This is a genomic window from Desulfobulbaceae bacterium DB1, assembly GCA_001914235.1.
Classification (GTDB): Bacteria; Desulfobacterota; Desulfobulbia; order Desulfobulbales; family SURF-16; genus DB1.
The window spans coordinates 543468-568345 of the sequence record MQUF01000003.1 but is presented as its reverse complement, the minus strand read 5'-3'; the positions used below and the strand labels follow the sequence as shown (position 1 = coordinate 568345).

The window sequence follows — 24878 nt, the reverse complement described above, 5'->3', positions numbered from 1 at the left end:
CAGCCGGCGGCAGATGGGGCCGATAAGTCGATCCGTCGCGCTTCCTGATGGTTTTTTTTGATTGATGCAGAAACGGCGGAATCTCTTGTTGAAAGAGTTCCGCCTTTTTTATTTACGGCGTTGTGGAATAAAGATTGAGTCTATTTTGTTGCCGTTTTTTTGCCGCGCCCGATTTGCGATTTTGCGGCTGTTTTTTTGCACAAGCTTATTCGTCGAGTTCTCCCGTGTCGCCTGCCGGATTAACCAGGCCGTAGCGTTGGATTTTGCGGCGTAATGTATCTTTGGAGATGCCGAGTTCCCGGCAGGTGCCCATTTTTCGCCATTTGTTGCGTTCAAGCGAGAGATAGATGGCCTGTTTTTCTGTTTCTTCCAGGGTGAGCAAACCCTCGGCAGATGAGGTTTTCTGGTTGGTTTTGGCTGCGGCCGCAGCGCCGGGAGAATAAAAAGGTTCGGGAAGGTGCTCGATTTGAATAATGCCTCCGTCGCAGAGAATGAAGGAATATTCAATGATGTTTTGCAGTTCCCGGATATTGCCGGGATATTCGTAGCGCATCAGGATGTTGAGGGCGTTGCTCGAAATGCCGACAATATCCTTGCCCTGAACGGCGCTGAACTGCTTGATGAAGTGGTCGGCAAGAATCGGGATGTCTTCTCTTCTTTCCCGTAACGGCGGGAGGAGAATTTTGACCACGTTGAGCCGGTAAAAGAGGTCTTCGCGAAAGATCCCCTGCTGGACCAGTTCCTGGAGATTTCTGTTTGTCGCGGTAATAATGCGGACATCGGCGGCAACCGGAACATTGGAGCCCAGCGGTTCATATACCTTATTTTGTAGAACCCTGAGAAGTTTTACCTGAACCGATTGGGGGATATCGCCGATTTCGTCAAGAAACAGGGTGCCGCCTTGCGCGGCGGCGAAGCGGCCCTGCTTATCTTTTTTGGCGTCGGTAAAAGCGCCGGCCTTGTAGCCGAAAAGTTCCGACTCGAGCAATGTTTCCGGCAGGGCGCCGCAGTTGACGATAACAAAGGGTTTGTCGGCCCGGTTGCTGGCATTGTAGAGGGCCCTGGCGACAAGCTCCTTGCCGGTACCGCTTTCTCCCAGGATCAGGACCGTGCTCGGGCTTTTGGCGATATCCGGCAGGATGTTGAATATGCGCTGCATTGCCGCGCTTTTACTGACGATTTCGTCAAAGGTGTAGCTCTGCGAGAGCTGTTTGCGCAGGCTGGTGATGGCGGTGAGATCCCGGAAGGTTTCAACCCCGCCGATGATATTCCCTTCATTGTCGGTTAAGGGGGAGGCGCTGATGCTGATCGGTATCTTTTTTCCAGTTGAATCGGAAATGGTGATGGAGAGGTTCGATGTCGGTTTTCCTGTGTAAATGCATTGGGCAATGGCGCAATTTTTCCCGCAGATGCTTGAGTGGAAAATCTCGCTGCACGATTTGCCGATGGCGTCGTTGCTTGACCAGCCGGTTATCTGTTCCGCGGCATGATTGAAGGAGGTTATCCGCCAGTTGCGGTCCACGGTGAAGACGCCGTCGGCAATGGAGTCAAGGATAAGCTGATTGCGGATGCTGCTCGTTATGTCCCGGAAGGTCTCGATGCCGCCGATAATGTTGCCCTGCGGGTCCAGAAGCGGTGCGGCGCTGATGTTGACGGGGATCGTTTCTCCTTTTTTCGATTTGATGAAAATCGGCTTATCGGTGATCTTTTTTCTTTGTGTGACGCTCTGGGACAAAATGCACGATTCGCCGCATATGTTGGAGTGAAAAATCGCGCTGCACGATTTGCCGATAACCTCATGCTGTTTCCAGCCGGTGATGGATTCCGCCGCATGGTTAAATGAGCTTATCTTCCAGTTGCGGTCAACGGTGAAGACACCGTCGGCGATGGAGTCGAAGATGAGATCTTTGCTGATGCTGGATGTGATGTCGCGGAAGGTTTCCACCCCGCCGATAACCTTGCCGTCCTGATCGACAAGCGGAGCGGCGCTGATGCTGATGGGCACGGTGTCGCCATGCTTGGTTCGAATAAAAATGGGACGATTTGTTATGGCCTTGGCGTCGCGGACGCTTTCGGCAAGTACGCAAGATGTGCCGCAGATGCTGGAATGGAAAATTTCACTGCAGGACTTGCCCAGGGCCTCTTGCTGCTTCCAGCCGGTTATCTCCTCCGCCGCCTTGTTGAAAGAGGTGATCCGCCAATGGCTGTCGACGGTAAAAACCCCGTCGGCAATGGAGTCGAGGACGAGTTGGGTGGTAATGGCGGATTTTGATGTTTCCTGAAAACTGATGATGGCGCCGGAGAGATTGCCGAACCGGTCGGGTACGGGAATTGCCGTGACCAGCACCGCGAGATTGTTTTGGGTTGCCGGATTTTTCAATACCATGTGAAAGGAAGCAACCGACTTGCCGCTGGTGATGGAAGCGCACTGCTGGAAAAGATCAGAGAATCGTTCCTGGTGGGCGAAAAAGTCGTGACAGTTTTTACCGATCATTTCCTTGGCCTGCAGTCCGAGGAGTTCCTCGGCTGCATGGCTGAAGGAGGTGATTTCCCACATTGAATTAACGGTAAAGACCGCCAGGGTTACCTGTGGTTGAGGGCTGTTCGCTTGCGTCATTTGGCTGCGGATGTCGTGTGAAAAGATTGTTGTCGGCGCTTCAAACATGGAAGAAACGCAAATTTTAAATGTAGTCCGATGTGGGTGGGCAGTCAAGCTGTCAATTTGTGTGTGAAAATCAATAGTGAAAATTGACTTGACACATTTGCTATTGTGTGATTTTTTGTGCGACGCAGATGTTTTTTCTTTTTGTCGATTGCTGGCACGCCGAATCGTTTCCGACTGTTTTTTGGAAGGATCAAGGCGTAAGTTAATAAAAGGCGGTTTGCCCCCAATAAAACCGGCTGCCGTATTAATAATTTTTCGAGGGAGATCCATTATGAAAATTAGTGACTTGGAAAAGCTCAAAAACGAGGGCGCTGAAAATTTGCCCTCTGAAGAGCGGCGGAGTTTCTTAAAATTCGGCCTCTCGGTAACCGGTGTTTTTCTTGGTGGTTCCGTGCTGTCCTTGACTTCCGCCCGGAACGTTCAGGGGGCGATCGGTGCAATGCCCCAGGCAAAAAAATTCCCCTACAGCCCGCATTATTCCATGGTCATGAGGCAAAACAGGTGCGTTGATTGCGAGCGCTGCAAAGAGGCGTGCGCTAAAACCAATCATGTGCCTTCCTATGGCTACAGAACAACAATTCTGGAAATGGAAAGAGAGTCCGGGCCGAATACCACGGAAAGAATTTTCATGCCTGTTCTTTGCAACCATTGCAATCGTCCGCCTTGTGTCCGTGTATGCCCGACAAAAGCGACGTTTAAGGATGAGAAAACCGGCATTGTCATGATGGATTACAAAAAGTGCATCGGCTGCAAGACCTGCATGGCTGCATGTCCTTACAACGCCCGTTACTTCAAGGAAGAAAACCGCGCCGTCGACAAGTGTAATTTCTGTATTGATACTCGTCTCTCCAAGGGTGAAACGCAGACCGCATGTGCTGCTGCCTGTCCGGCGGATGTCCGCGTGTTCGGTGATTTGGCTGATCCGGCCAGCAGGGTGTATCAGCTGGTGCATGCCCCTGAAAAGGTTGTCTGGGTACTGCGTCCTGAAACAGGTGCGCTTCCCAACGTATTTTACATGAACGACTAATTTGCCGGAGAGGATGACTATGAATATTAAGCATAAAGGTGTAGCAGGTTTTTTTGGTGTCATGGCCCTTGCCGGTCTGATTCTCTGCGTGGGCGGACAGGCAATCGGTGAGGAGCAGTATGATGAGGACACATATGGTCCTGAGGCGCCTATTGTTTTCACACAGCCGGTTAAGGCTGTAGTTTTTAATCATAAAACCCATACCATGGATGCAGGGCTTTCCTGTGACAGCTGCCATGATGAGGTTTTTCAAATGGAAATCGGCGCGGCCGAGGCCGGTGACGATTTTACCATGCAATCCCTGTATGACGGCAAGTATTGCGGCGTCTGTCATGACGGCCAAACCGCCTTTGCCTCCAACACCCGTTGTACCGTATGTCATATCGGCGTCAAGGGTTTTGACCGCCTGCACGGCGGCGGCGAAAAAACCGACGGCCACGGCGGCGGGCACTGATTTGTTTTGATCGTCGGATTGTTTGTAAACCGGGGGGAGGAGAGTTGCTCGATTTTTCCTCCTCCGGTTTTTGTTACTCCTGAAAACCCCGTCTGTAAAATAGCGCGCTTTTTGCGCCATCCTTTCAATTAAATTTTATCTTTCGCTTGGTATTTGTCGGCGGCAGATAAAGAAAAAATCCCCCTCATATTGTAGCTCTCGATTTATAAGGTTGTTTCTGCTGCTTTCTTCCTCCAACAACTGTCTCTGTCCTTTGTCCGCACCCCTCACTATACCTTTATTCACGATCCGCGAAGCCTTGCAGCTGTTGCGTCTTTGCTGTCAAGTCTGAAGCGGAGCGGGATAACCCCTTTCGTTTGTATAAGTAAATCCTGATCTCAAGCCTCGCTCCGGGCGCTGATGGCGTGTTGATGTTGTGGGCGTATTGTGAGCGTATTCGCTGTTGGTGGACTAAAATGCGGACGCATTATTTGTCTGAGGCAAAATGTCGCACCAGTAACTTGTTGATATTTTACGATTTATTGCGTTTTTGTGCTGCGAGATGTTGCGGGAAAAAAGGAAAGCAGGGCGGATGCAGGGCATTTTTAGGCGCATTTTGCGATATTTTCACAAAACGGAGAGGGCGAATTTTGATTCCTTGTTGTCAGATTATTTGCCTGCAATTTTTTATTGAAAGTAGTGGAAATGAATATTTTTAAGTCTGTCGGTGCTTGATTTTAAAGGAAAGGGCGGAAAATGCTGCCTTCTTATCTTCTCTTTACTCTCTGTTTGGCATACCCCTTGCTCTTATGAATAAGCAAACGAGATAACAAAGCCTAGCCAAAACGAGAAAGAAAGGAGGCGTAAAATGAGTGCCTTAATCCATCTGCTCTCAACCTGTCAGAGAAAAAACGAACAAAAATCAATCATCAGCAAATTGGCTGCCGGAATGAGCCAGTTGAGTGAGGCATTTTGGTTTACTCTCTCTCTCTGTCTGTTCCTGGTCATGGGGCCCTTTTCAGTATTCGCGGTATTGATCGGCCTCCATCACCTGGCGACGAAGGGACAAAAGCAGAATGAGCCGGAAACGGCGTAACGCAAATCGTATCGTGTTCAGGGGGAAACAGGTGGCGGCCTGGAGCTCAAGTGATTCACGACCACAAAACAAAAGTTATTTTAGCAGGCAAGCAGTGATGAAACAAGGGTTTTTAAAGTTTTCTTTCTGACAGCAGGACTGTCAAGCGGGTTATAAGAGTTTTCAATCACATCACGAACAATGTTAAGGAGGTTCAAAATGTCAAACGGATTTTCACTAGCAGCAACAGCGGAACCAAAGGTAGCCACCCCGGGGATCAATAAAGTCACACTGCTTTTTGTGTTGATGGCCGTCGCCGGTGTGGGAGCGGGACTTTACGGGTTTTATGCGGGCCATCATAATGTGTACAATAATACCAGGGAGATGCCCTGGGGTATTCTGATCTCCTCGTATGCTTTTTTTGCCATTACCTCAACCGGTCTTTGTCTGCTGGCCGCAATCAGCCACATTTTCGGCGGCAACAAACTGGCACCCCTGGCCAACAGGATGGTCTGGCTGTCACTCATCACCATTATCGCCGGATTTACCTTGATCGGGCTTGAGCTGGAAAGTCCCTGGCGAATGGCGATCTATAATGTCACCTCTCCCAATATGACCTCCAATATCTGGTGGATGGGAACCCTGTACGGTTTGGCTGTCGGTTTCATGTTTGTTGAATTTTTCCTTATCCTTACCCGTCAATACAAACTTGCCGTTACCCTCGGGGTTCTGGGTGCGCTGGCTGAAGTAGCCGCCAACACCAATCTCGGCGCGGTATTTGCCACCCTGTCAGCTCGACCTTACTGGTATGGCGCTCAGCTGCCGGTTTATTTTCTGGCCTGTTCATTCATGTCCGGTGCCGCCGCAGCGATCCTGTTCACCCATTATGCATACAAGATGCGCAACGAGCAGATGAACGAAGCAACATTTACCGGCGTGCAGAGTGCTGCCAAGGTTCTTACCCTGATGCTCTTCCTGGTAACTGTCGCCACTACCTGGAGAACAATCACTTTCTACGTCGGTGGAACCGAAGCCGGCCGTGAAGCTGCCAGTGCACTGTTAAGCGGCCCCCTGGCAACCAACTTCTGGGTATTTGAGGTATGTATCGGCCTGCTTTTTCCTCTTGCTATTCTTGCCATGACGAAAATGAAAAGCCTGCCTGCAATGTCGGCAGCCGCTCTGATGGTGCTGGTCGGTCAGTTCTTCTCCCGTTACGACCTGGTTGTTGCCGGTCAGCTTGTTCCTCAATACGCCGGCTGGGACAAACTGCCCAACTACTTCAGCTACGTTCCTTCGGTCAGTGAGATTATGGTGACCATGGCCGGTCTCGGCGTCGTCGGTGCAGCTTTCATCCTTGGAGAAAGATTCTTCGGTCGTGCCTTCGAACATCACGGCGAGCATTAATTCAAGGATCGGATCAAACGGTCTGAGTAGCGCGAAACAGATCGGGGTGCCGAAACGGCACCCCGGTCATCACCAACCAGAGTTGTAAGGAGTTGAAAATGATATCTGACGACAAAGCAATCTTTACAATCGGGATAGCAGCCAAGATGTTAAGTGTTCATCCGAGAACCTTGCGAATTTATGAAAAAGAAGGGTTGATTCGGCCGATTCGTCAGGGAAAATGGCGTTACTTCACCATGGATGATATCAAATGGATTGAATGTCTGCGGGGAATGATTCACGAAAGCGGCATCAGCATCGCGGCCATCAAAAAACTTTTGCAGTACACCCCCTGCTGGAATATCGCGGATTGTCCCTTTGAAAAACGGAAACAGTGCACCGCGTTCATGGCAAGCGGGCTTGTACCGCGCAAGATCGAAATGCATAAGCACGAGAAAGTGAGCAGGGTTGATGGGGTTGCCTGAACCGAGGAAATTGATTTATCTTGCAACTACCTGTTCTAGGAGTAAATTTTCCACAATCGTCTGCTCCTGCAGCACGGCGGACGCGCATAGCTCAAGATCACGAATGATTTTTTTCTCAGCGTTTTTCAGGATGTGATGACAGTTGTAATTAAGACAGAAAATCGGTTTGACCCTGAAAATACATCCATGCGATCCCAAATAGCAGCATTCAAGCAAATCATCCCGTTGGGGCTTTATTTCAATGCCCAACAGCAGGTTCAACAGTAACTGGACTGCGTCCGTTTCATTGGCCATAAAGGCACTGCAGCACCCTCCACCATTTTTTTCGCCACAGGCTGTACAAAGTGAAAACATTCCCATGGCAGCCATCTGCTCCTGCAGGCGAGAGGCCAGCAGGGTAATGTGGGATAATTTTTCCCGCATTCCCGGCATGTCCAGAAGGGTTGCGCCTGCCTTCTCATAGATACTTCGGGCACAGGCAAGTTTCCGTGGGACATTGCTGAAATATAAATCGTCGATTGTAAACATATTATCCGCTAATTTTTCTGTTGGCCAACACCCAGATGCACCATTTTTCACTGCGCAATCTGTTGAGAAAGCGCAGTCTGTCACCTGGAATTTGCCCGAGAAGTTCTCCTTCCATGCCTTGAATAAAACCTGAAAGGATGTAGAAGTCGGCCTCCCAAAAGGCGGGAGAATTGAAGAGCTGTTCCAGTAACCCGCGGTAGAGGTTGGCGATTACCAGATTATATTCGTGTATCTGGGGGATGTCACGGCGCAGATCCTGCTGCCGTACCGTGACCAGATGTTCAACATTGTTCAGGCGGCAATTGGAACGAGCGACTTCACAGGCCAGGGGGTTGTTGTCGATAGCCGTGACCTGTTTCGCGCCGTGCAGGGCGGCGGTAATGGAGAGAAGACCGGTGCCGGTTCCCAGGTCAAGGACGCTGTTTATTTTTGATTCCGGAGCCCGCAGAGCGGAAAGCAGTGCCTCCATGCAGAGCCTGGTGGTGGGATGGAATCCGCTGCCGAAAATGACACTCGGGTCAAGTCGGATGGCGCCGTGCTTCTTTTCCCAGACAGGCGCGACCGTGACATCCGCAACACGGAAGGTGGTTATCCGTTGCCCTGCTTCCCAGTCCCGGTAGTCGAGGTCGGCTTGATAGATAAGGTTGCACTTATAACGCAGACAGAGGTCCGTGACAAGGAGATCCTTGGGCTGATGAAAAAAAAGCACTGAGGTGTCGTCTTCGATCCAGATGCCGATCAGGTCCGGGTCGTTTAGGTCTGAAATATCGTTTCGGTCAAGATGGTAGACATAGAGTCTGTTGTATGATTCATAAGGTGGGCGCAGCATGTCGTGTCTTTTGGCGAAAGTTCAATGAGCTTGATTTGCAACGTGTATGCGGCAGCAAGGATCACTGTCGGTCTAAGGCCGCATCAAAACGGAGATCAACCCTGTTGCCCGGGCGACCCTGAGCGCCGGCGGGTATCAGGTCGGTGCTGTCAGCTTTGAGACGGGACGCTGGTATCTTTAATTCAACGGCAAAAAAATCCATGACCTGTTGTTTTCTTTTTTCCGCCAGTTCCTGCAATTCTTTTTTACTGACGGAAATTTTTGTCGGCGGAGCCGGTGGTGGTTCCTGTTGCTCGGAACGGGGGTGGCCTATCTCTTCGCGGCCGTATTTTTGCGTAATTTGCAATGATTTTTTTTCTTCCTCTTCAAGTCTGCTCCGGTCTAATCGTTCTTTTTTTTCCTGCAGCAGGGCGGCCTTGTCCGTCTCCAGGCTGCTGAAGCCTTTCACCGCAAGGAGGAGAAGGGGACGGGCCTCCAGCACACGGGCAATCATCTTCAATGCGGTTTTGTTTTCTTCTTTCAGGGCGGATTTGCCCGGAGAAAAAAGGAGATGATCAACCAGCTGATCCGTTTCCTGTAAATCGGCCTTGAGCAGGGTTGTCGGGGAGACCTTGCTTTTCAGCATCATGGCGCGGATGGCGCGGCCCAACGACCTGGGAAAGGTGTAGGAATCATCCGTTGTGCTACCGGTGAAGGGCAGGCCGACATTCATTTTTCCCTGGGGGTCGGTAAGCAGGGCAACGGCAAACGGCAATGACGCCGATGATTTGCCCGTTGAAGAAGCAAGTTCAAGGTCATTGATGACAAGGGAATTGTCGGCTGTTATCTCATGATTCTCGCGTTTGTAATGGACTGCCAGGTTGAAGTCGCCCTTCGTCAACTGATAATCCAGCAGCGAAACGAGGTAGGGTGAAAAATCTTTGACCGGCATCTGGTTGATCTCGGCCTGCAGGTCGGCGGAAAGTGGTCCGTCGAAAAAACCGAGTTCGCCGCGCAGGCTGCCCGGCGACTTGCCGCCGATGGCTGCGGCAAGATTGAGAGAAAGGCGGTTCGCCGGTTGATTGACGAGGTTGCTTATCGTGCCCGCAATCTCGATCTGTTTGGCGTATGGCGGGCTAACGCGCTGATCGAGAAAGTCGAGCTTTCCGTTTTTCAGGTCAATGGTGGTCAGGGCAATCCGTCCGTCATTGACAAAGCCATTTTCCCGTAAACCTGTCTGGTTGAAAAAATCGGCAATATTCATCATCCCCTTGGCATCGACAACCCATTGCAACGATGGTTCTTCCAGGGTCACCGTCTCCGCCTGCAGGGAAAACGGAACAAGTTTCAGGCTGATCCGTTCACTGCGTGCTTTTGTCCAGCCGGCCATGTCGGCTTCATCTTTTTTTCCTGCCGCGAAATTGCGGATTTCCAGCGAACCCGTGTAGGAAAAGCCTGGCAAATGCAGCTCGCCGTCACTGTCGGCCTCACCTGACAACCGGGGGAAATTGAGCCAATCGGTGAAGAGGGGCGGCGCCTTTTCCAGCTGGAAATTCTTCATGCTGCAATTGAGTGAAGCGGAAAAAGGAGAAAAAGAAACAGGCCCTTGCATGGTCAGGCTGCCCTGCCCGAAATTCGTGCTGTCCAGTTTGATTTCTCCCGTTTCGCCCTCTTTGCTGGAAAGATTTGTTGCGGTCAGGCCGATTTTTTCCAGGGTCATCATGAGGGGGGTGGGGAGCGAGTTGTCCGCAAGGATAATGTTGCCGTTTTCCAGGGTCAGGGACGTCACGTTGATGTCCCATTGCCTCTTATTTTCTCCGCTGTTTTTCTTTTGCTCCGGACCGGACCAGTTGCACCTGTTGTCCTTGTCCCAGAAGAATCTGATCTCGGGATTTATGACTTTTGCGGTGATTTTATCGGCCCGTCGACCAAAGGGATCGAATTCGCCAAAGGCGAGATGGAGTGAGGGCGAGGAAAAAAGCGGCGTGTCCTGGCCGGTTGTGACGATGTCTTTTATGGCAACCGAGCCGTCATGGAAGAGTAATTCTTTTTTCTTTGCTTTGCCGTCCCGCCAGGTGAAGCGGCTTGTTGCCGTATCGATTTTCCCGCTGGTTATTTTCATCCCGGCTGGGAGAAGCGAGCCGGCTGCGGATGAAAGACCGATTGCTTCGCCGGTGAAAAGACCAGCGGCAGCAAGGGAGAAGGGATCAATCTCTCCCTGCGCGGAGACCCGGCCTTTTTCCGGCGTCATCGCCGACAGAGAAAAGGGAGCAGGGGTGGTGCTGCCGCGGTCAAAGGCGCTGAGGGAGAAATTGATGCCGGAGTACGAAGAAACCGCTTTGCGGCCGTTGGCATCAAAAAAATCGATTACACCGTTTGTCATTTCTATTTTTTCAAGAATAAGATCAAAAGGTTGTTCATTGTTCCGTTCGGCTGCGGGCGGCGGAAAGGTCAAGGGAAAGGACCACTCGCCGTCTGCCGTTCTGCCCACGCGTATTTTGGGGGCAATCAGGCTGATTTCATGGAAAAAATAGCGCGATTCAAGAGGAGAGAGCGAGGCGTTGATGGTTGATTGCGGAAAGGTGCTGCGGTTGTTCTTGTTGTCGAGCAGCACGAGGTCGATGAAACGGATTTGGGTGTCAACGGTCAGGTCGGTTTTTTCCCCGGCAGCGAGGTGAAAGGTCGTATCCACCACGATATCGGCGGTTCCCTTTTCTATGGTCGTTTTTCGGGCAGGCAGATAAGCAAGATAGGAGGGCACATCCACCGCTTGAAACTGGAGTTTGAGTTTTGCGGTGAAATCATTGTTCTGGACGCTGCTCTCACCGGAAATATCCACCGGGCTGCCGTTGATCAGGGCGGAAAAATGGGGATTGGTCAAGTGCGTTTCGCTGCCTGCGATGAAAAAAGAAGAAAAAAAACCCTGGCCCGTCTGTTGGAAAAGCAGCGGCAGCGAGAGATCGATTTTATCGAGGCTGTGGCTTCGGCCGGCAGGTAGATCGTCAAAAAGCAGCCGACTGTCCGTGACCGTCAGATTGCTGATGAAATAGGAAAAGGGGAGGCGGAGGAAAGGAAAAGTCCTGCTGCGCTGCAAGGGAATGAGGCGTGATGTGTTATAGGTATTATCTTCCCGGCGGAGAATATGCAGAAAGAGGTTTTCCGCGGTCAGGCTGGAGCAGATAAATTGTCCTTGCAGGAGGGACAGGGAGGAAATGTTTGCCTCGATTCGTGCAGCGGAAAAGATGGGATCGATGGTGTCATCAGCGTTGTCGAGCTGCGGGCCGATGATTGTGTTGTCGAGCTGCAGGACCAGGGTGAAGGGATTAAAACGGACCGAGCCGAAGGTGACTTGCCGCTGCATGTTCTTTGCCGCTATCCCGGGCAGAAGGGATTGGAGAAAATAGGGAACACCGAGAAAGCCGATCAGGCAGTAGGTGAGAAAGAAGAGGAGCGTGGCGGCGAGCATCTGTTTGCCTCGGCCGGAAGAGCGGGAGGGGATTTTCCTCTTCCCCGGACCTTCGTGAGGGAGGCCGGAATGGTGCTGCTCGGACGGGAGGGGGCCGGAAGTCTCCTCCCGGGTCTCGGCTTCTGGGGGACCGATGACAACTTCCGGTTCCTGGTCATCAGGTTGTCGATCGGGTTGATCCTCTGCTATGCTTATTGATCCAAAGGGATCAGGGGGTTCTTCTGCCATGGGATGATGGTCTGTTGAAAAAGTGGCAATTTTCCATTTTTCCGTTTAAAAACGTCATGAATAAAATTACATCGTAACATGGTGCTTTTCTCTTACCATGATATGACTTTCTTTTCCATAATTGTCAACAGGGAGAAACGGCCCGGCGCAAACCGTTGTCCGGCAGGGATTACAATATGAAATGCATTCATTTTTTCAGAGGGATTCTCGTGTTGCTGCTGGTTCCCTTGCTCACCTTTCTCACCAGTCTGCTGGCAATCATTTATCTGGTTGTTTTCCGCGGTTCTGCCCGAAAAGCCCAGGTGCTGCCGCGTACCTGGGGAAAGATAATTCTGCTTGCCGCCGGGGTAAAGGTGAAGGTGGAAGGACTGGAAAACATCGCACCGGGCAGGCCCTACATTTTTGCCGCCAATCACCAGAGTCAGTTTGATATTTTTGCCATGCAGGGTTGCTTTAATTTTGATTTCCGCTGGCTGGCCAAAAAAGAACTTTTCCAGATTCCGCTTTTCGGCCGGGCCATGCAACTGGCCGGCTATATCTCGATCGATCGGTCCCATGGCCGGGAGGCCCTGAAGAGTTTAAAGGAGGCGGCGGAACGGATTGCCTCCGGCACATCGGTTATTCTTTTCCCGGAAGGAACACGAAGTCTCGACGGCAAACTGCATCCGTTCAAAACAGGCGGCATGGTGCTGGCCATCAAGTCAGGGGTGCCCTTGGTGCCGGTGGCCATTTCCGGGACCTTTCCGGTGCTGCCCAAGGGGAAATTACTGGCAAAGCCGGGTCGGGTCACCATCCGGGTGGGCGCTCCGGTGGAAACAAAGGGGGTCGGCGCCGGACAGAAACAGGAACTGGCGGAAAGAATGCATGATGCAGTGGCCCGATTGCTGGATAATCCGTAACCCCCTGAGCGCAACATCATTTTGTTTTTGTGTCGGTATGTTCGGTTGTGCATTCCAGGGGCGGGAAAACCAAACCACCTTATTGCCGGACGGCTAAACCGTTCGGCAGCATGGTCCGGTGAAGGTGAGAACCGCCGATGAGGGATCCATGACCGTTTCGATGCCCAAGGGCACGATCCTGTTGCCGGCACCGTGGCCGATGGGGAAGTTCGCCCAGATGGGAAATGTCTCATCGCTGAAGAGTTCCCGTACCCTGGTCCATATCATTTCCTCGTCGCCGCAGTCGGTAAACGAGCCGAGCAGAAGACCATTTATCCCGGCAAACCTGCCCGCCATTTTCAGGTGGGTGAGCATGCGGTCGATCCGGTAGGGCGCTTCGCCGATATCCTCCAAAAAAACAATTCTGTCCCGCCATGATGTCTCAAAGGCAGTGGCGATGAGATGCACGGCCGTGGTCAGATTGCCGCCGATGAGCGGTCCCCGTCCATGCCCCGGTTTGATTATTTCAACCGGGCGGGAGGCAATGGGTTCGGGAAAACCACGGGTGAGGGTGGTGAAAAATGATTGAACAGACTCTTTGTCGCTTTTGGGGAGCGTGGTGACCATGGGTCCGTGGAAGGTGATCAGCCCTGTTTTTTTGGCAATTGCCTGGTGCAGGGAGGTGATATCGCTGAAGCCGACGAATATTTTCGGGTTGGCACGGATCAGGTCGTAATCGATGTCCGCCAGGATACGCAGGGAGCCGTACCCACCCCGCACCGCCATGACCGCTTTTACTTCCGGATCGCGCCAGACCTGATTGAAAACGGTGTGCCGATGGTGGTCCGTACCGGCCAGGTAATGCTCTTTTGCATCCAGATTTCGCAGAATCTTTACATGAAAACCAAAGTCGGCAAGCAGCTGTATCCCCCTGGCACAATCTTTTTCGTTCCAGGCGCCGCCCGGGGCCACCAGGCCGATGGTGTCTCCTTTGCAAAGGGTGGGAGGCAGCAAAATCGGGGGGGGGTCAGCTGTTGCGTTCATGGATAATCCGCAGGCCTTCAAGGGTGAGCATGGGTTCAACCGATTCGATGCTGGGGGCATACGGGGCGATGACACCTGCCATCCCCCCGGTTGCAATCACCTTTGGGGTAAGCGGGGCAAACTGGTGCATCATCTGCAGGACAAGACCTTCCACCAGGCCGCCGAAACCATAGAGCAGGCCGGAGCGCAAGGCCGTTTCCGTGTTGGTGCCGATGGGTTTTTCCGGCGCGATGCTGATATTGATCCGCGGCAGTTTTGAGGTCTGGTTGATCAGGGCGTCAAACGAAATTCCCAGGCCAGGGGCAATGGCACCGCCGATATACTCTCCCCGGGAAGAAACACAGTCAAGGGTGATGGCGGTGCCGAAATCGACAATGATAAGCGGTTTTTTGTAGCGGGCAAATGCCGCCGCCGAGTTGATGATCCTGTCCGCCCCCACCTCGTCCGGATTATCGGTGACCACCGCCACGCCGGTGTCAAGGTTTTTGCCTTTGACCTGCATGGCCTCGCAGCTCAGATATTTGCGGGCCAGTCCGCTCCAGATCGTTTCCAGGGGCGGCACCACCGAACCGATGATAAGCCCGGTGACTTGTTCAAAATGGAGATTTCTCAGCTGGAAAAGGCCATGAAGCCGAGCGGCCAGTTCATCAACCGTGGTGCCGCGACTGGTTTGAATGCGCCAGTCGCAGCGCAGTTTCTCCCCCTGGAAAAGACCCAGAACCATGTGGGTGTTTCCCACGTCAACCGCAAGCAGCATTGTTTTTCCCTTTGTTGAAATTCTTTGGAAAAATTCTTTTTACATCGAATGAATTGTGGAATAGTATAACCGAATTAAGCGCCATGGCGCACGGAAAAGATGGTTCTGGTTCCCGTTTTGAGACGGCATCGTCCCTTGCCGCCCTGATATCTGAGACGAAGAGAGACGCGTGAAGGTTCAAAATAAAATTTTAATCGTCGATGATGAGCCCATTATCCTGTTTTACATTCAGGATCTTCTCGGGACGGTGGGTAACTATATCATCGAATCGGTTGATTCCGGAGAAAAAGCCTTGGATATTCTGTCGGCCTTCAAACCGGACCTTATTCTTCTCGATATTCAGCTCCCCGGCATGGACGGTTATGAAGTGTGCAGGAAAATCAGATCGGATGACCAGTACCGATTCACGAAAATCATTATGGTTTCCGGTCATGCCCGGGTTAATGAGCGATTGCGCGGCTATGAGGCCGGCGCGGATGACTATATCGCAAAGCCTTTTGACAATGAGGAACTGCTGGCCAAGGTTCGGGTTTTTGCGCAACTGAAAAACAAAGAGGAGGTGGATCAGGTCAAAGGCGATCTGCTCACCCTGATCACCCATGAAACCAGAACACCGGTCAGCGGCATTATCGGCTGCGCCGAACTGCTGGCCAATGATCCATCGCTGTCCGAGGAAGGCAGGGAGCTGGCCGTGTTGATCGCCAAGTCGGGGCAGCAGCTTTTTCAATTCATGAAAAACGCGGTGCTGCTCTGCAAGCTGAAAGCCGGAATTGAACTGCATTATAATCCTGAGCCGGTGACCGGTATGCTGGCCAATGTGATTAATAACCTTGTTGAAGATCATCAGGATGATGAGATACGGGTAATAACCGATTTTGATGACGCGATCATCCTGCAGGCGGATTGGCCTCTGCTGATTAATGTTTTCCGTATGGTTATTGAAAATGCCTATAAGTTTTCACCGAGAAACGGCACCATTACCGTTACAAGTCGAAGCGAGAACGGCATGCTGATAGTCAGTGTGACAGACGAGGGGGAAGGGGTGGAACCGTCCATGCGGGAGCAGATATTCGACGAATTTGCCATTAAAGACGTTGCCCACCATCAAAAGGGCCAGGGGATCAGCCTGGCAATCTGTCGTTATATCCTCCATTATCACAACGGCACCATTCATGTTGAAGGTGAACCGGGCAGCGGCGCAACTTTTGTCGTTAAACTGCCCCTCCGTGAAATCGAAGGAATACGTGAGTAAGGTTTTTCATGGACGAGAAGAAGCCGGCCCGTCGGCGTCCCGGGAAGGGCGATTACGTCTGTCACTGCTGCAAAAAAAAATTCCCTTACTGCCGTAATTGTCCCTGCGGCTTCCAGATCTGCGACAGTTGTTTTGCGGAAAATCTCTGGGGGATCAGCAACGGTCCAACCTGGGTGTGTCCTGACTGCGGCCGGGTGCGCATGACCTATTGATTGTTTTGCAGCCGGCATAACTGATTTCCAGCTATACTTTCTCCTTTCTCCCGACTCCCTCAACGTATCATCAGATGATGCAGCAACGGGCCTGTGCCATGGCCGATATGGTGGCCCGCGCTTTTGCTGATCAATCTGTCGAGAAATGAAGAAGCCCTGGTAAACGACGTGGAGAGGTTGTTTGTTTTCAGAAGATAGGCGGTAAAGGCGGAGGCGAAGCTGCAGCCGGTGCCGTGCGTATTGTTTGAGCTGATCCTTGGATGATGGGCGGTCTGGATGAGCAGGGGGGGGGGCTCTTTTTTTCTTGTCCCGGCTGCGGGCTGAATGAGGAAGTCGGTGACGATCTCGCTTTTCATATTGAGATGCCCTCCTGTCAGGCAGACCGCCTTCAATCGAGGATAGAGGGAGAAAAGGGTTTTGGCCGCCTCAATCGCACGATTTTGGTCCCTGCAGCGGCAACCGGAGAGTATTTCCAGTTCTCCGATGTTGGGGGTCAGCACCGTGCAATGACCGGCCAATCTTTTTATCGCCGCATAATTTTTCTCCATCACCAGCGAGTCCCCGGCGGAGGAGCCGGAAACAGGGTCATAGATAATTTCTCCTTGAAAATCCCGGAGAATTTCGCAGAGGGCGTCGGCAATGCCGGCACTGCCGACCATGCCGATCTTGATATGGGTCACCCGCAGATCATCCAGCACATCCTGAACCTGCTTTTTGACAAAGTCAGGAGGCAAGGGCATATAGGAAGAGACGCCGAGGGTATTCTGGGTGGTGAGCGCCGTAATGGCCGCACCGCAATAAACACCGAGTATGGCGAAGGTCTTGATGTCCGCCTGGATGCCGGCGCCACCGGAAGGATCGGAGCCGGCGATGGACAGCGCGGCGGGAATTTGTATGGCGGGAACAGACATGGCTCGACCCGGTTGGTTGATTCCTGTTCAGGAAGAGCAGCCGCAGCCGGAAGAGCACCCGCAGCCGCCGGAGGCAGCAGGTTCTTCTGCCGGCGCGTTGCTGATTTTTTTCAGGGTTATCTTGTAGGTGATATGTTGCCCGGCCAGGGGGTGGTTGAAGTCGATGGTCACCTTGTCGGCGGCAACATCGGTAATCATGGCCGGAACCTGATGGGTCTCGCCGTCTTTTTCCATATTCATGCCGACCACCACGCCCGGCCTGATGTCGGCCTTTTTGTCCCAGCAGGAACGATTAACGGTATGAACGAGTTCCGGCAGGTGCAAGCCGTAAGCCTCTTCCGGCATTAATGCGATTTCCCTGCTTTCTTCGGCAGCCATGCCGATCACCGCCTTTTCAAAACTTTCCAGCACGCTTGCGGTGCCGATCTGAAACTCGAGGGGGCCGGTATCCCGCGATGTTTCAAAGACTTCGCCGTTTTCCAGCAAGCCGTCATACATGACCGTAACAAAATCTCCGGGTTCAGCTGTTTTCATGGTTTTCTTGATCTCCTTTTTTTGTCTGTCACTTTGCAGTGGGTGACGTGTTCTGGGGCTGCAGGGAGTTGAGCTGCACGGTGCGCACCTCGATTTTGCCGATCAGGCGGCCAAGCGGTAACCCGCCGAGCGCCGAGGTTGCCGCCGTGCCGCCGGTCTCATCCTGCGCCGCGGTTTTGTCGCCCGTTTCAAAGTGTGAAAAATTTTTTTCGATCAGCGATCCGTATGCCTCAATGGCATTTTTGATCAGTTGAAAAAAATCGTCATGGGGATAGGGCTTCTCGTATCCGTCAATCAATGAATCGATGAAGTCCGCGATTTTTGCCGCCTGCTTTTCATCCTTGCAATAGTAATAAGGGCAGCTTGTCAGGGCAATGGATATTTTTGCCGTCAGGGTCTGTTCGTTCACCGGCCCGTTTTTGCACCTGCTGAAAAAAAGAAGTCTGATCAGCCGGAAGAGCCCTTTCAGCCCATGGAAATAACTCGATGTCGTTTCCTCGGCAAACATGTATGGATTAAGGGATGAACCGGACTTGTCGATTTTTCCTGCAAGATGAGGGAGGTACGAATCCCGGAAAACGTCAATGAAGACCGCAAGATTTTCCAGAAGGATCGAGATGACCCGTGCGTCCTTGATGAACTGGGATTTGTATTCAAATTCGCCGATGTGGCGACGTAATTTTCCGGCATTGCGATCCAGTGCTTCCAGCGTCTCCGGTATAGATTTATCGTGCACGTGATGCAGCTCTTCCTCGATTTCCTTGATTTTCCGCATCTCCGGAACCAGGGTGCGGCTGATGCTGCCGAGGTAAAGGTGAATTTCGTTGATGGCGGAATGACAGATGTCGATTTGGCACTGGAGAACGACCTTGGCAAGTTCGGGTATGCCGGGCAATTGTATTTCCTGCAACGCGGCCTCAAGTTTTTCCGCTTTTATTGTCAGGCGATGGATGTTGAGATCGCTTGCCATCAATTCCCTGTTGTCGGTTACCAGGCGGAAAACCCGGAGTCCTTCATTGAAGATTTCATTATTTTTTTTCGACGTGTCAACCACGGCACTCGCCACGTTCAGCAGGTTGGCCAGGGAAAGATGCTTGAGGATAATTTCGGCTGCCTCGATCAGAACGGCTTTTTGTTGACGCAGGATTGTGAGCAAGTGGAGCAGCTCCCGGCAGTTATGTTTCAGGTGGAGTGCTTCCCGGGACGCATCCTGTTCCGGTCTGTTGGTGAGACGGATATCAGCCTCCAGGTTACTCAGAATGTTTTCCCATTTTTTCCCGTCCTGCAATAGTGTTTTTGCGTTTTTATGAATATTTTGTGCTGCCGTGGCGACCTGCCAGGAGTTGATTTGCAGGGCGGTGAGCATGGGGTTGTATTTCTCGATATCCACAGCGGCCCAGGGGGTGACGATCCGGTCACCCCGCAGGACGCTCTCCGCCTCGGTTCGGCATTGATGGAAAAGGATTTTGAGAAAATTTATGGTATCTGCTGCTTTTTCCGGCACTGTTTTTTTAACCTGCTAAAAAAATGAGGCAAAGGTTTGACAAGTTACTTCGGTGCTATATATAACATAATCTGAGCCTCTTTCAAAATGAACAGCCTACAAGGCTGTCCACAATTTGATCTTTGACAATCTATCCGATCAGGCGTAGGAGCTGATCCGCAAACAGGGTGATGACCCCGAACATCAAGTGCTGGGTCACCTTGCAGTGTCCCTTGACCATGACATTGTTAGCGCCGAAGTCTTCTTTCAATCGGCTGTTTGCCCGTTCCGCGCTGGACCGGATTTTATAGCGCTCTGCCTCGTGCGGTGCCATGGGGACAACCTCTTGGCCGCGGCCATTCTTATCTGTGATTGGAACATGGCCGAACTTCCGGCTGGTCTCCTCGATCCGCTTGGCATCGTAGGCTGCATCCATCAAATCGTAGAGATAGGTCACCTTTCCGCTGGTCAACTTGATCAGCGGAATCGCTACCTGGCTGTCATGCAGCGAAGCAGAGGTTACAAGGGCACTGATTGGCAGGCCGATATCGTTGATGTCCAGATGCAGCTTGAAACCGTTCCATGATATTTTGTACCCCTTGGCGTCCTTCTTGGTGCCACGATCACAGGCAACCGGCAACTCACCAATGGCTTCCTCGGCACTCTGGCGGACCTGACGGTCAAGCCGCTTCTCGATGGCCGGCGTCCGTTGCTCGCCTTTGGCGGGACGCCCCCTCTTGCGAGGCTTCTTCGGCTCCCTGGCCACCTTCTTCGCCGCTTTCTCACGTCCGGCAATGGCCGTGGAGTCCCGGCTGATGTGTCCGACAAGCTCTTCGCCAAGGTATTCCTTCACCAGTGCATCATGGACCCGCCCACCAAGACTGCCGGCGGCAAATTCGGCAAAGGCCCGCGACAAGGTAGGCTCCGACGGGATAGCATTGGAAGTGGCAAATCCGCATATCTGCCGCAGATTCCCTGCTGATTGCAGAGCCCGACGCAGGTCGCTGGTCGTCGGATATCGGTAGAGCGCCTTTGCCACGAATGCTCGGGCGCAAGCCTGTCGGTCAAGAGGCTTGCGCCCGGGATACTGATATCGACGTATGTTCCTTGGTACGTGTTGCTCAACCTGGATAATCTCCAGAATAGACACCAGGCGTTCCTCCTGCGCGGTGAGCGGAGCTTGCAAACATTTGTTCAGATGGGGAAACAGACTTCTTTGGACATACCCCATCAACCATGATATTTTGTCGGTGAGCTTCACGGCGTTCTCCTGTGTTCTGTTTTGCTGGTTACAAAACAATACCAGAAAACGCCGTGAAGTTCAATTATTTCAATATGTTACGCGATAATATCTTTTGTGTGGCGCGTCTCGTCATTTTGAAAGAGGCTCAATCTGCCATGAAAAAATGATAAAAATTGTTTGTCATTTAAGGGGATTGCCTGGTGCTCGGCGGGTGAGATGCATCAATGTGGGCGCATGGCAAAAAGTGATTTGCATCAACGAGATGCGATTTTCATGAACAAACAGAGAAAGGGGGGGAAAATGAAATGGAGAATTTTTTGCTGTCTGCTGCTGGCAACGGCAATGGCCGCAAGCATCGCCTCTGCTGACGGCGGCGCGTTTTTCCGGCAGAAATGCGGCGCCTGTCATCAAAAAGGGGGACAGGCCGCACCGGTGAATCCGGCTGACAAGGCTGCCGTGGTCCGGGAGAAATTTTTCGACAGAAACCGGCACAGTGTCGATTTGTCCGGAGCGTTGGCTCCCGACGAGCTGGCCAGTGTTGTCGCATATCTGAAGCAATTCGCCGCCGACAGTGACCGTCCTGAAACAGCCGCAATTCCAAAGTAAAAGTGAAGGGAGATAAAGAGATGAAAAAATGCTTACTGACCGCCGGGGCGCTGCTGTTATGGACCGGAACGGTATGTGCCGGTGGAACCGGAGATACCGTTACCCTGCCCTCAGAAACCTATAATGCCATTCTGCAGAAGCTTGACGCTCTGCAGAAACGAGTTGACATGCTGGAGGAAAAACCGGCCGCGCCCGCTGCCGCGCCTGTTTCGGCTGTATCCCGCGAGGAATACGACAAGCTGGCAGGGGACGTCAATACTATTTATGACACTCTGGACGTGGTGGAAACCAAGGCGCTGCAGGACCGGATCAACTGGGGCGCTGAGCTGCGCACCAAGGTGAATAATTACAAGCTGTCCGATTTGTCGGCGGTGGACGCCATGATTCGCAGCACTGCAGGCTGTCCGGTATTGGTTATCCCGGGTGAAGAAGAAAATATGACGACAATAACTGGACCAACCGCGTCCGCCTCAATATGGATGCCAAAATCAACCCGACCTTGAGTTTCCACGGCCGGATGACCGTCTACAAGAACTGGGGTGATTCCGATATCACCACAACGTCCCTCTATAACGACATGAACCGCGCCCACCGGCCGGGTACCAGCGGGGTGAAGCTTGACCGCGCCTATATCGACTGGGTGCCGGATTTCATCCTGCCCATCGCCGTTACCATCGGCCGTCACCCGTCCACCGAGGGCCCGCCGGTGGAATACAAGGAAAACCGGCAGCGCCAGTCCACCTTCCGTCGCTGCTCTTTGACGCGGAAAACGACGGCATTGTCGTCACCCTGGGGCTTGAACGCTATACCGGCCTGAAAAATTCGGGCTGGCGGTTTGCCTACGGCAAGGGCTATCATTCCGATGACGATGATTCGTCCAATTTCTCCTTTTTTGACGATGACAACGCCGGTGACACCGACATGTACGCCACCTTTCTCGAAAGCGAGATCCCGGGGCTGAAAAACAGCCTGGTGGTGCTCAGTTACGCTCACATGACCGATCTCCCCAGCTCCTTCCTGGGGGAGGACGCCCCGGTGAGCCTGGGTGATATGGATCTCTACGGCGTCCATCTGCAGGCCTCCAGCCTGCTGGAGTCGAATTTTGATCTTTTCCTCTCCTGGGCGGGTAACAGGACGGATGGCGCCGGCGAATCGGTTGATTACTCTGCGGTATTTGCCGCGCCTCCGGGGACCGTGACCATGGGTCTCCTGTCCCCCGACGGCGAGGACGACCGTTCCGGTTCCAGTATTTACGCAGGTGTGCGCTACACCGTGCCCTATACGCCGCTCAAGAATCCGAAAATCGGCTTTGAGTACAACCACGGCTCCAAATACTGGATGAGCATGACCATGGCCAGCACCGAGATGTTCAACAAACTGGCCACCCGGGGCGATGCCTATGAGCTCTATTACATCCAGCCGGTCAATGAAAATCTCTTTTTCCGGGTTGGTTATACCATGATCAACTACGATTACACCGGCAGCGGCTCCCATCTGGGCCAGCCCCAGGAAACCGATGCCGAACTCAGCAACTACTATCTGTTGATGGATTGCCGTTTCTGATTTGTGCGGCAGCATGATTCCGCTATGAAAGACCGTTCATGTCGAGTGCGTGAACGGTCTTTTTTTTTCGTGGCCGCGGGAATAAAAAGAAAATGACGGGAATATTTGCTCCACTTTGTGGTGGAGATGCTGATTTTACCCATTTTGCCGGTGGAGTTTAACGAATGAAGAAAGAAAAGAAATCACGAAGATTTTCATTTCGCTGTAACTGTTCATTGAAACTGAAAATTCTTATCCCGTCGTTTATCATTATCTGTTTTCTGGTGGGCATCGCCGCCTTGAGTTTCAGGAATTTTCATTCCCTCGGCGGCACGGTTTCGGAAATCATCACCAGTTCGGAAAAGACCCTGAACTCGGAAACCAGGCTCACCGTGCTGATCGGTCAGACCCAGCAGACTGCGAGCCGCTATTTTTATTTTGCCCAGGAGGCGGACAAGCAAGAGGCAAAGGCAACCATTGCCGAGCTGAAGGCGCTTGAAACCATTGCCGCTGAAAAAAAAGTGATGACGGCCCTTGACCGGCTGGCGCAGCTCATTGATGCAGCCGGTGTTCGTTTTGACGCCCTTGCCAAGCAGCAGAAGAGTTCTCTCGACCTGATCAAGGAGATCCGCAGCGGTCTGACCTCGTCCATCACACCGGAAAAGACCCAGGAAATACTGGCATTTATCGATCTGGTCAGTGCGGACATGAAAAGCCCTGATCCGAAAGCAAAGGATGAAATAGAAAAAACATTTGAGCAGGCGGTGCAGGGGGTGGGGCAGGATCTGAAATACAGCCTGGAGGATTACTCTGACATCTGGGCCGGCTACAGTGCCGTTTCCCTGAAACTGCGCGATGACAGCACCCAGGCCCTGGAAGAAACCCTGAATGCCCTGCGCGTCTTTCAGGCGGATCATATCCGTTCCAGTCAGGAGAAGATGGCCCTGATCAAGCAACAGACCCTGAAGCAGATTGATTCCGCCGCCCTGGTGATGGGTATTGTCGGGTTGGCGGGAATTGTCATAAGCATTGTTTTGTCCGTAACTGTTGCGGTGTCGATCATCAAGCCGATTCTCTCCTGCGTTTCCATGGCCGACCGGGTGGCGCAGGGTGATGTGCGGGAAAATTTGAATCTGAAGCAGAATGATGAGGTGGGCGATCTGGGCAGAAGCATGGATCTGATGATCGTCGGCCTGCGGAAACGGGCGGAACTTGCTCAGGCCATTGCCGAGGGTGATCTCACCCGGGAGGTCAATGTCTATTCCGAGCATGATCTGCTCGGCAATTCCTTGAGTCGCATGGTGGAAAATCTGGCCGGCATGATCCGGCAGATTCAAGCCAATTCCGCCCGGCTTAACAATTCATCGGATCAATTGACCGATATCGTCAACCAGTTGGCCACCAGTTCCGACGGCATGATTGCCAATTCGGCCAAGGTAAATGACGCGACAAGCGAGATGAACCTCCAGGTTGAACAGGCCTCGTTGATTGCCGGCGACATGCTGCGCGACATGGAAATGGTGGTGGAATCATCCCAGCAGATGTCCTCGGCGGTCGGCGAAATAGGCAATCATGCCCGCCAAGGGGCGACCATCACCGAGTCGGCTCTCGATATGTCTGAGCAGGCGCGGCTGTCCATGGAAAAATTGCATGCGGGCACGGAAGAAATCGGCGAGATTACCAAGGTCATTCACGACATCACCGAGCAGACCAAGCTGCTGGCGCTGAATGCCACCATCGAGGCGGCGCGGGCAGGTGAAGCGGGCAAGGGTTTTGCCGTGGTGGCCGGCGAGGTGAAAGAGCTGGCCCAGCAGAGCGCCCAGGCGGCAAATCGGATTGCCGTTCAGATTACCGATGTGCAGAAAAATACCCAGGAGGCGGTGAAGGCCATTGCCGATGTGGCGGAAATCGTGCAGAAGGCGCATGCCTCATCAAGCACCATTTCCTCTTCGGTGGAAAGCCAGAGCCGGATGAACAGTGAAATAACCAGCAAGGTGTCGCAATCCCACTCCGGTGTCAAGCATGTTGCCGAAGCCATTCATCTTGTTTCTTCCGAGGCGGCGCAGGTGCGGGAAAATATCCGGCGCATTGATCAGGAGATCCAGGCCGGAGGCGCCGAGCTGCGGAAGATCAGCGAGTCAACCAGCGAACTTGTCGAGCTTGCCGCCAGTCTGCAGGAGCTGGTGGAAAAATTCAGGATTTCTTCTTGAGTTTGCCGCCCGGTTTTTGTTTGATTATCCCGAGAAAATCAGAAGTTTACCACGGAGTGCACAGAGCGAACTTCTTGTAACTGAAAACTCTGTGTCCTTCGTGTGCTC

At 52.5% G+C, this 24878-nt stretch carries 23 protein-coding genes and 2 pseudogenes; 13 read left to right on the top strand and 12 right to left on the bottom strand.

The window, feature by feature from the left end; all coding sequences use genetic code 11:
- Positions 1–205 precede the first annotated feature (205 nt).
- From BM485_05000 to BM485_04990, 3 genes and pseudogenes are all read right to left on the bottom strand, one after another.
- Complete coding sequence (locus BM485_05000; protein OKY76636.1) at positions 206–1900, bottom strand: hypothetical protein; 1695 nt, start codon at positions 1898–1900, stop codon at positions 206–208.
- 18 nt (positions 1901–1918) lie between these two features.
- Positions 1919–2251: pseudogene (locus tag BM485_04995) on the bottom strand (Fis family transcriptional regulator).
- 21 nt (positions 2252–2272) lie between these two features.
- Positions 2273–2557 (bottom strand): annotated as a pseudogene (locus BM485_04990) (hypothetical protein).
- A 379-nt stretch (positions 2558–2936) separates the two neighbouring features.
- Here BM485_04990 and BM485_04985 point away from each other — a divergent pair.
- The 5 genes from BM485_04985 (at position 2937) to BM485_04965 (ending at position 7068) form a co-directional block, all read left to right on the top strand.
- Entirely contained in the window at positions 2937–3692 is a 756-nt protein-coding gene (locus BM485_04985; GenBank protein ID OKY76584.1) for a twin-arginine translocation pathway signal protein, read from the top strand.
- A gap of 19 nt (positions 3693–3711) precedes the next feature.
- Positions 3712–4146: a hypothetical protein gene (locus BM485_04980; protein OKY76583.1), complete on the top strand. Its 435-nt coding sequence runs from the start codon at positions 3712–3714 to the stop codon at positions 4144–4146.
- An 847-nt stretch (positions 4147–4993) separates the two neighbouring features.
- Positions 4994–5221, top strand: coding sequence for a hypothetical protein (locus tag BM485_04975; GenBank protein OKY76582.1), 228 nt, complete (start codon positions 4994–4996; stop codon positions 5219–5221).
- A gap of 198 nt (positions 5222–5419) precedes the next feature.
- Positions 5420–6604 carry a polysulfide reductase NrfD gene (locus BM485_04970; protein OKY76581.1) on the top strand — a complete coding sequence of 395 codons (1185 nt, stop codon included), beginning with the start codon at positions 5420–5422 and terminating at the stop codon, positions 6602–6604.
- 98 nt (positions 6605–6702) lie between these two features.
- Positions 6703–7068 carry a MerR family transcriptional regulator gene (locus tag BM485_04965; protein OKY76580.1) on the top strand — a complete coding sequence of 122 codons (366 nt, stop codon included), beginning with the start codon at positions 6703–6705 and terminating at the stop codon, positions 7066–7068.
- 15 nt (positions 7069–7083) lie between these two features.
- Here BM485_04965 and BM485_04960 read toward each other — a convergent pair whose 3' ends face one another.
- The 3 genes from BM485_04960 to BM485_04950 all read right to left on the bottom strand — a co-directional run bounded on the left by BM485_04960 (position 7084) and on the right by BM485_04950 (position 11870).
- Complete coding sequence (locus BM485_04960; GenBank protein OKY76579.1) at positions 7084–7596, bottom strand: hypothetical protein; 513 nt, start codon at positions 7594–7596, stop codon at positions 7084–7086.
- A gap of 1 nt (position 7597) precedes the next feature.
- Positions 7598–8425: a hypothetical protein gene (locus tag BM485_04955; GenBank protein OKY76578.1), complete on the bottom strand. Its 828-nt coding sequence runs from the start codon at positions 8423–8425 to the stop codon at positions 7598–7600.
- 61 nt (positions 8426–8486) lie between these two features.
- Entirely contained in the window at positions 8487–11870 is a 3384-nt protein-coding gene (locus BM485_04950) for a hypothetical protein (GenBank protein ID OKY76577.1), read from the bottom strand.
- Positions 11871–12274: 404 nt separating this feature from the next.
- Between BM485_04950 and BM485_04945 the strand changes: the two genes are divergently transcribed.
- Complete coding sequence (locus BM485_04945) at positions 12275–12997, top strand: 1-acyl-sn-glycerol-3-phosphate acyltransferase (protein ID OKY76576.1); 723 nt, start codon at positions 12275–12277, stop codon at positions 12995–12997.
- Positions 12998–13090: 93 nt separating this feature from the next.
- Here BM485_04945 and BM485_04940 read toward each other — a convergent pair whose 3' ends face one another.
- Together BM485_04940 and BM485_04935 are read right to left on the bottom strand one after the other, a co-directional pair.
- Positions 13091–14020 (bottom strand): hypothetical protein, encoded by a 930-nt coding sequence (locus BM485_04940; GenBank protein ID OKY76575.1) that lies wholly within the window; start codon positions 14018–14020, stop codon positions 13091–13093.
- Positions 14004–14777, bottom strand: coding sequence for a type III pantothenate kinase (locus BM485_04935; GenBank protein ID OKY76574.1), 774 nt, complete (start codon positions 14775–14777; stop codon positions 14004–14006). The genes BM485_04940 and BM485_04935 overlap by 17 nt, the downstream gene beginning before the upstream one ends.
- A gap of 169 nt (positions 14778–14946) precedes the next feature.
- Between BM485_04935 and BM485_04930 the strand changes: the two genes are divergently transcribed.
- Together BM485_04930 and BM485_04925 are read left to right on the top strand one after the other, a co-directional pair.
- Positions 14947–16029 (top strand): hypothetical protein, encoded by a 1083-nt coding sequence (locus BM485_04930; protein ID OKY76573.1) that lies wholly within the window; start codon positions 14947–14949, stop codon positions 16027–16029.
- Between the two features lie 8 nt (positions 16030–16037).
- Complete coding sequence (locus BM485_04925; protein ID OKY76572.1) at positions 16038–16241, top strand: hypothetical protein; 204 nt, start codon at positions 16038–16040, stop codon at positions 16239–16241.
- 59 nt (positions 16242–16300) lie between these two features.
- Here the strand turns inward: BM485_04925 and BM485_04920 are convergent, their stop codons facing one another.
- From BM485_04920 to BM485_04905, 4 genes are all read right to left on the bottom strand, one after another.
- Entirely contained in the window at positions 16301–17152 is an 852-nt protein-coding gene (locus BM485_04920) for a bifunctional hydroxymethylpyrimidine kinase/phosphomethylpyrimidine kinase (protein ID OKY76571.1), read from the bottom strand.
- Positions 17153–17179: 27 nt separating this feature from the next.
- The gene (locus tag BM485_04915; protein OKY76570.1) at positions 17180–17686 is read right to left on the bottom strand and encodes a hypothetical protein; all 507 of its coding nucleotides are present in this window, start codon (positions 17684–17686) and stop codon (positions 17180–17182) included.
- A 28-nt stretch (positions 17687–17714) separates the two neighbouring features.
- The gene (locus tag BM485_04910; GenBank protein ID OKY76569.1) at positions 17715–19190 is read right to left on the bottom strand and encodes a hypothetical protein; all 1476 of its coding nucleotides are present in this window, start codon (positions 19188–19190) and stop codon (positions 17715–17717) included.
- A gap of 130 nt (positions 19191–19320) precedes the next feature.
- Positions 19321–20400, bottom strand: a complete 1080-nt coding sequence (locus tag BM485_04905; protein ID OKY76635.1) for a hypothetical protein — start codon at positions 20398–20400, stop codon at positions 19321–19323.
- A 246-nt stretch (positions 20401–20646) separates the two neighbouring features.
- Here BM485_04905 and BM485_04900 point away from each other — a divergent pair, with 246 nt between their 5' ends.
- The 5 genes from BM485_04900 to BM485_04880 all read left to right on the top strand — a co-directional run bounded on the left by BM485_04900 (position 20647) and on the right by BM485_04880 (position 24770).
- Positions 20647–21018, top strand: a complete 372-nt coding sequence (locus tag BM485_04900; protein OKY76568.1) for a hypothetical protein — start codon at positions 20647–20649, stop codon at positions 21016–21018.
- A 20-nt stretch (positions 21019–21038) separates the two neighbouring features.
- Entirely contained in the window at positions 21039–21521 is a 483-nt protein-coding gene (locus BM485_04895; GenBank protein ID OKY76567.1) for a hypothetical protein, read from the top strand.
- Entirely contained in the window at positions 21494–21835 is a 342-nt protein-coding gene (locus tag BM485_04890; protein ID OKY76566.1) for a hypothetical protein, read from the top strand. Before BM485_04895 ends, BM485_04890 begins: the two co-directional genes overlap by 28 nt.
- A 104-nt stretch (positions 21836–21939) precedes the next feature.
- Positions 21940–22581, top strand: coding sequence for a hypothetical protein (locus BM485_04885; protein ID OKY76565.1), 642 nt, complete (start codon positions 21940–21942; stop codon positions 22579–22581).
- Between the two features lie 164 nt (positions 22582–22745).
- On the top strand, positions 22746–24770 hold the full coding sequence (locus BM485_04880) for a hypothetical protein (GenBank protein OKY76564.1): 2025 nt from the start codon (positions 22746–22748) through the stop codon (positions 24768–24770).
- Positions 24771–24878: the final 108 nt, after the last annotated feature.

Excerpts from the sequence above, each read along its gene's own strand:
- BM485_04915 (OKY76570.1), bottom strand. The coding sequence starts at position 17,686 with ATGAAAACAGCTGAACCCGGAGATTTTGTTACGGTCATGTATGACGGC.
- BM485_04880 (OKY76564.1), top strand. The coding sequence starts at position 22,746 with ATGAAGAAAGAAAAGAAATCACGAAGATTTTCATTTCGCTGTAACTGT.
- BM485_04980 (OKY76583.1), top strand. The coding sequence starts at position 3,712 with ATGAATATTAAGCATAAAGGTGTAGCAGGTTTTTTTGGTGTCATGGCC.
- BM485_04890 (OKY76566.1), top strand. The coding sequence starts at position 21,494 with ATGGATGCCAAAATCAACCCGACCTTGAGTTTCCACGGCCGGATGACC.
- BM485_04900 (OKY76568.1), top strand. The coding sequence starts at position 20,647 with ATGGCAAAAAGTGATTTGCATCAACGAGATGCGATTTTCATGAACAAA.
- BM485_04935 (OKY76574.1), bottom strand. The coding sequence starts at position 14,777 with ATGCTGCTTGCGGTTGACGTGGGAAACACCCACATGGTTCTGGGTCTT.
- BM485_04920 (OKY76571.1), bottom strand. The coding sequence starts at position 17,152 with ATGTCTGTTCCCGCCATACAAATTCCCGCCGCGCTGTCCATCGCCGGC.
- BM485_04905 (OKY76635.1), bottom strand. The coding sequence starts at position 20,400 with ATGGGGTATGTCCAAAGAAGTCTGTTTCCCCATCTGAACAAATGTTTG.
- BM485_04885 (OKY76565.1), top strand. The coding sequence starts at position 21,940 with ATGTACGCCACCTTTCTCGAAAGCGAGATCCCGGGGCTGAAAAACAGC.
- BM485_04965 (OKY76580.1), top strand. The coding sequence starts at position 6,703 with ATGATATCTGACGACAAAGCAATCTTTACAATCGGGATAGCAGCCAAG.
- BM485_04940 (OKY76575.1), bottom strand. The coding sequence starts at position 14,020 with ATGAACGCAACAGCTGACCCCCCCCCGATTTTGCTGCCTCCCACCCTT.
- BM485_04895 (OKY76567.1), top strand. The coding sequence starts at position 21,039 with ATGAAAAAATGCTTACTGACCGCCGGGGCGCTGCTGTTATGGACCGGA.
- BM485_04975 (OKY76582.1), top strand. The coding sequence starts at position 4,994 with ATGAGTGCCTTAATCCATCTGCTCTCAACCTGTCAGAGAAAAAACGAA.
- BM485_04960 (OKY76579.1), bottom strand. The coding sequence starts at position 7,596 with ATGTTTACAATCGACGATTTATATTTCAGCAATGTCCCACGGAAACTT.
- BM485_04925 (OKY76572.1), top strand. The coding sequence starts at position 16,038 with ATGGACGAGAAGAAGCCGGCCCGTCGGCGTCCCGGGAAGGGCGATTAC.
- BM485_04945 (OKY76576.1), top strand. The coding sequence starts at position 12,275 with ATGAAATGCATTCATTTTTTCAGAGGGATTCTCGTGTTGCTGCTGGTT.
- BM485_04950 (OKY76577.1), bottom strand. The coding sequence starts at position 11,870 with ATGCTCGCCGCCACGCTCCTCTTCTTTCTCACCTACTGCCTGATCGGC.
- BM485_04955 (OKY76578.1), bottom strand. The coding sequence starts at position 8,425 with ATGCTGCGCCCACCTTATGAATCATACAACAGACTCTATGTCTACCAT.
- BM485_04985 (OKY76584.1), top strand. The coding sequence starts at position 2,937 with ATGAAAATTAGTGACTTGGAAAAGCTCAAAAACGAGGGCGCTGAAAAT.
- BM485_04970 (OKY76581.1), top strand. The coding sequence starts at position 5,420 with ATGTCAAACGGATTTTCACTAGCAGCAACAGCGGAACCAAAGGTAGCC.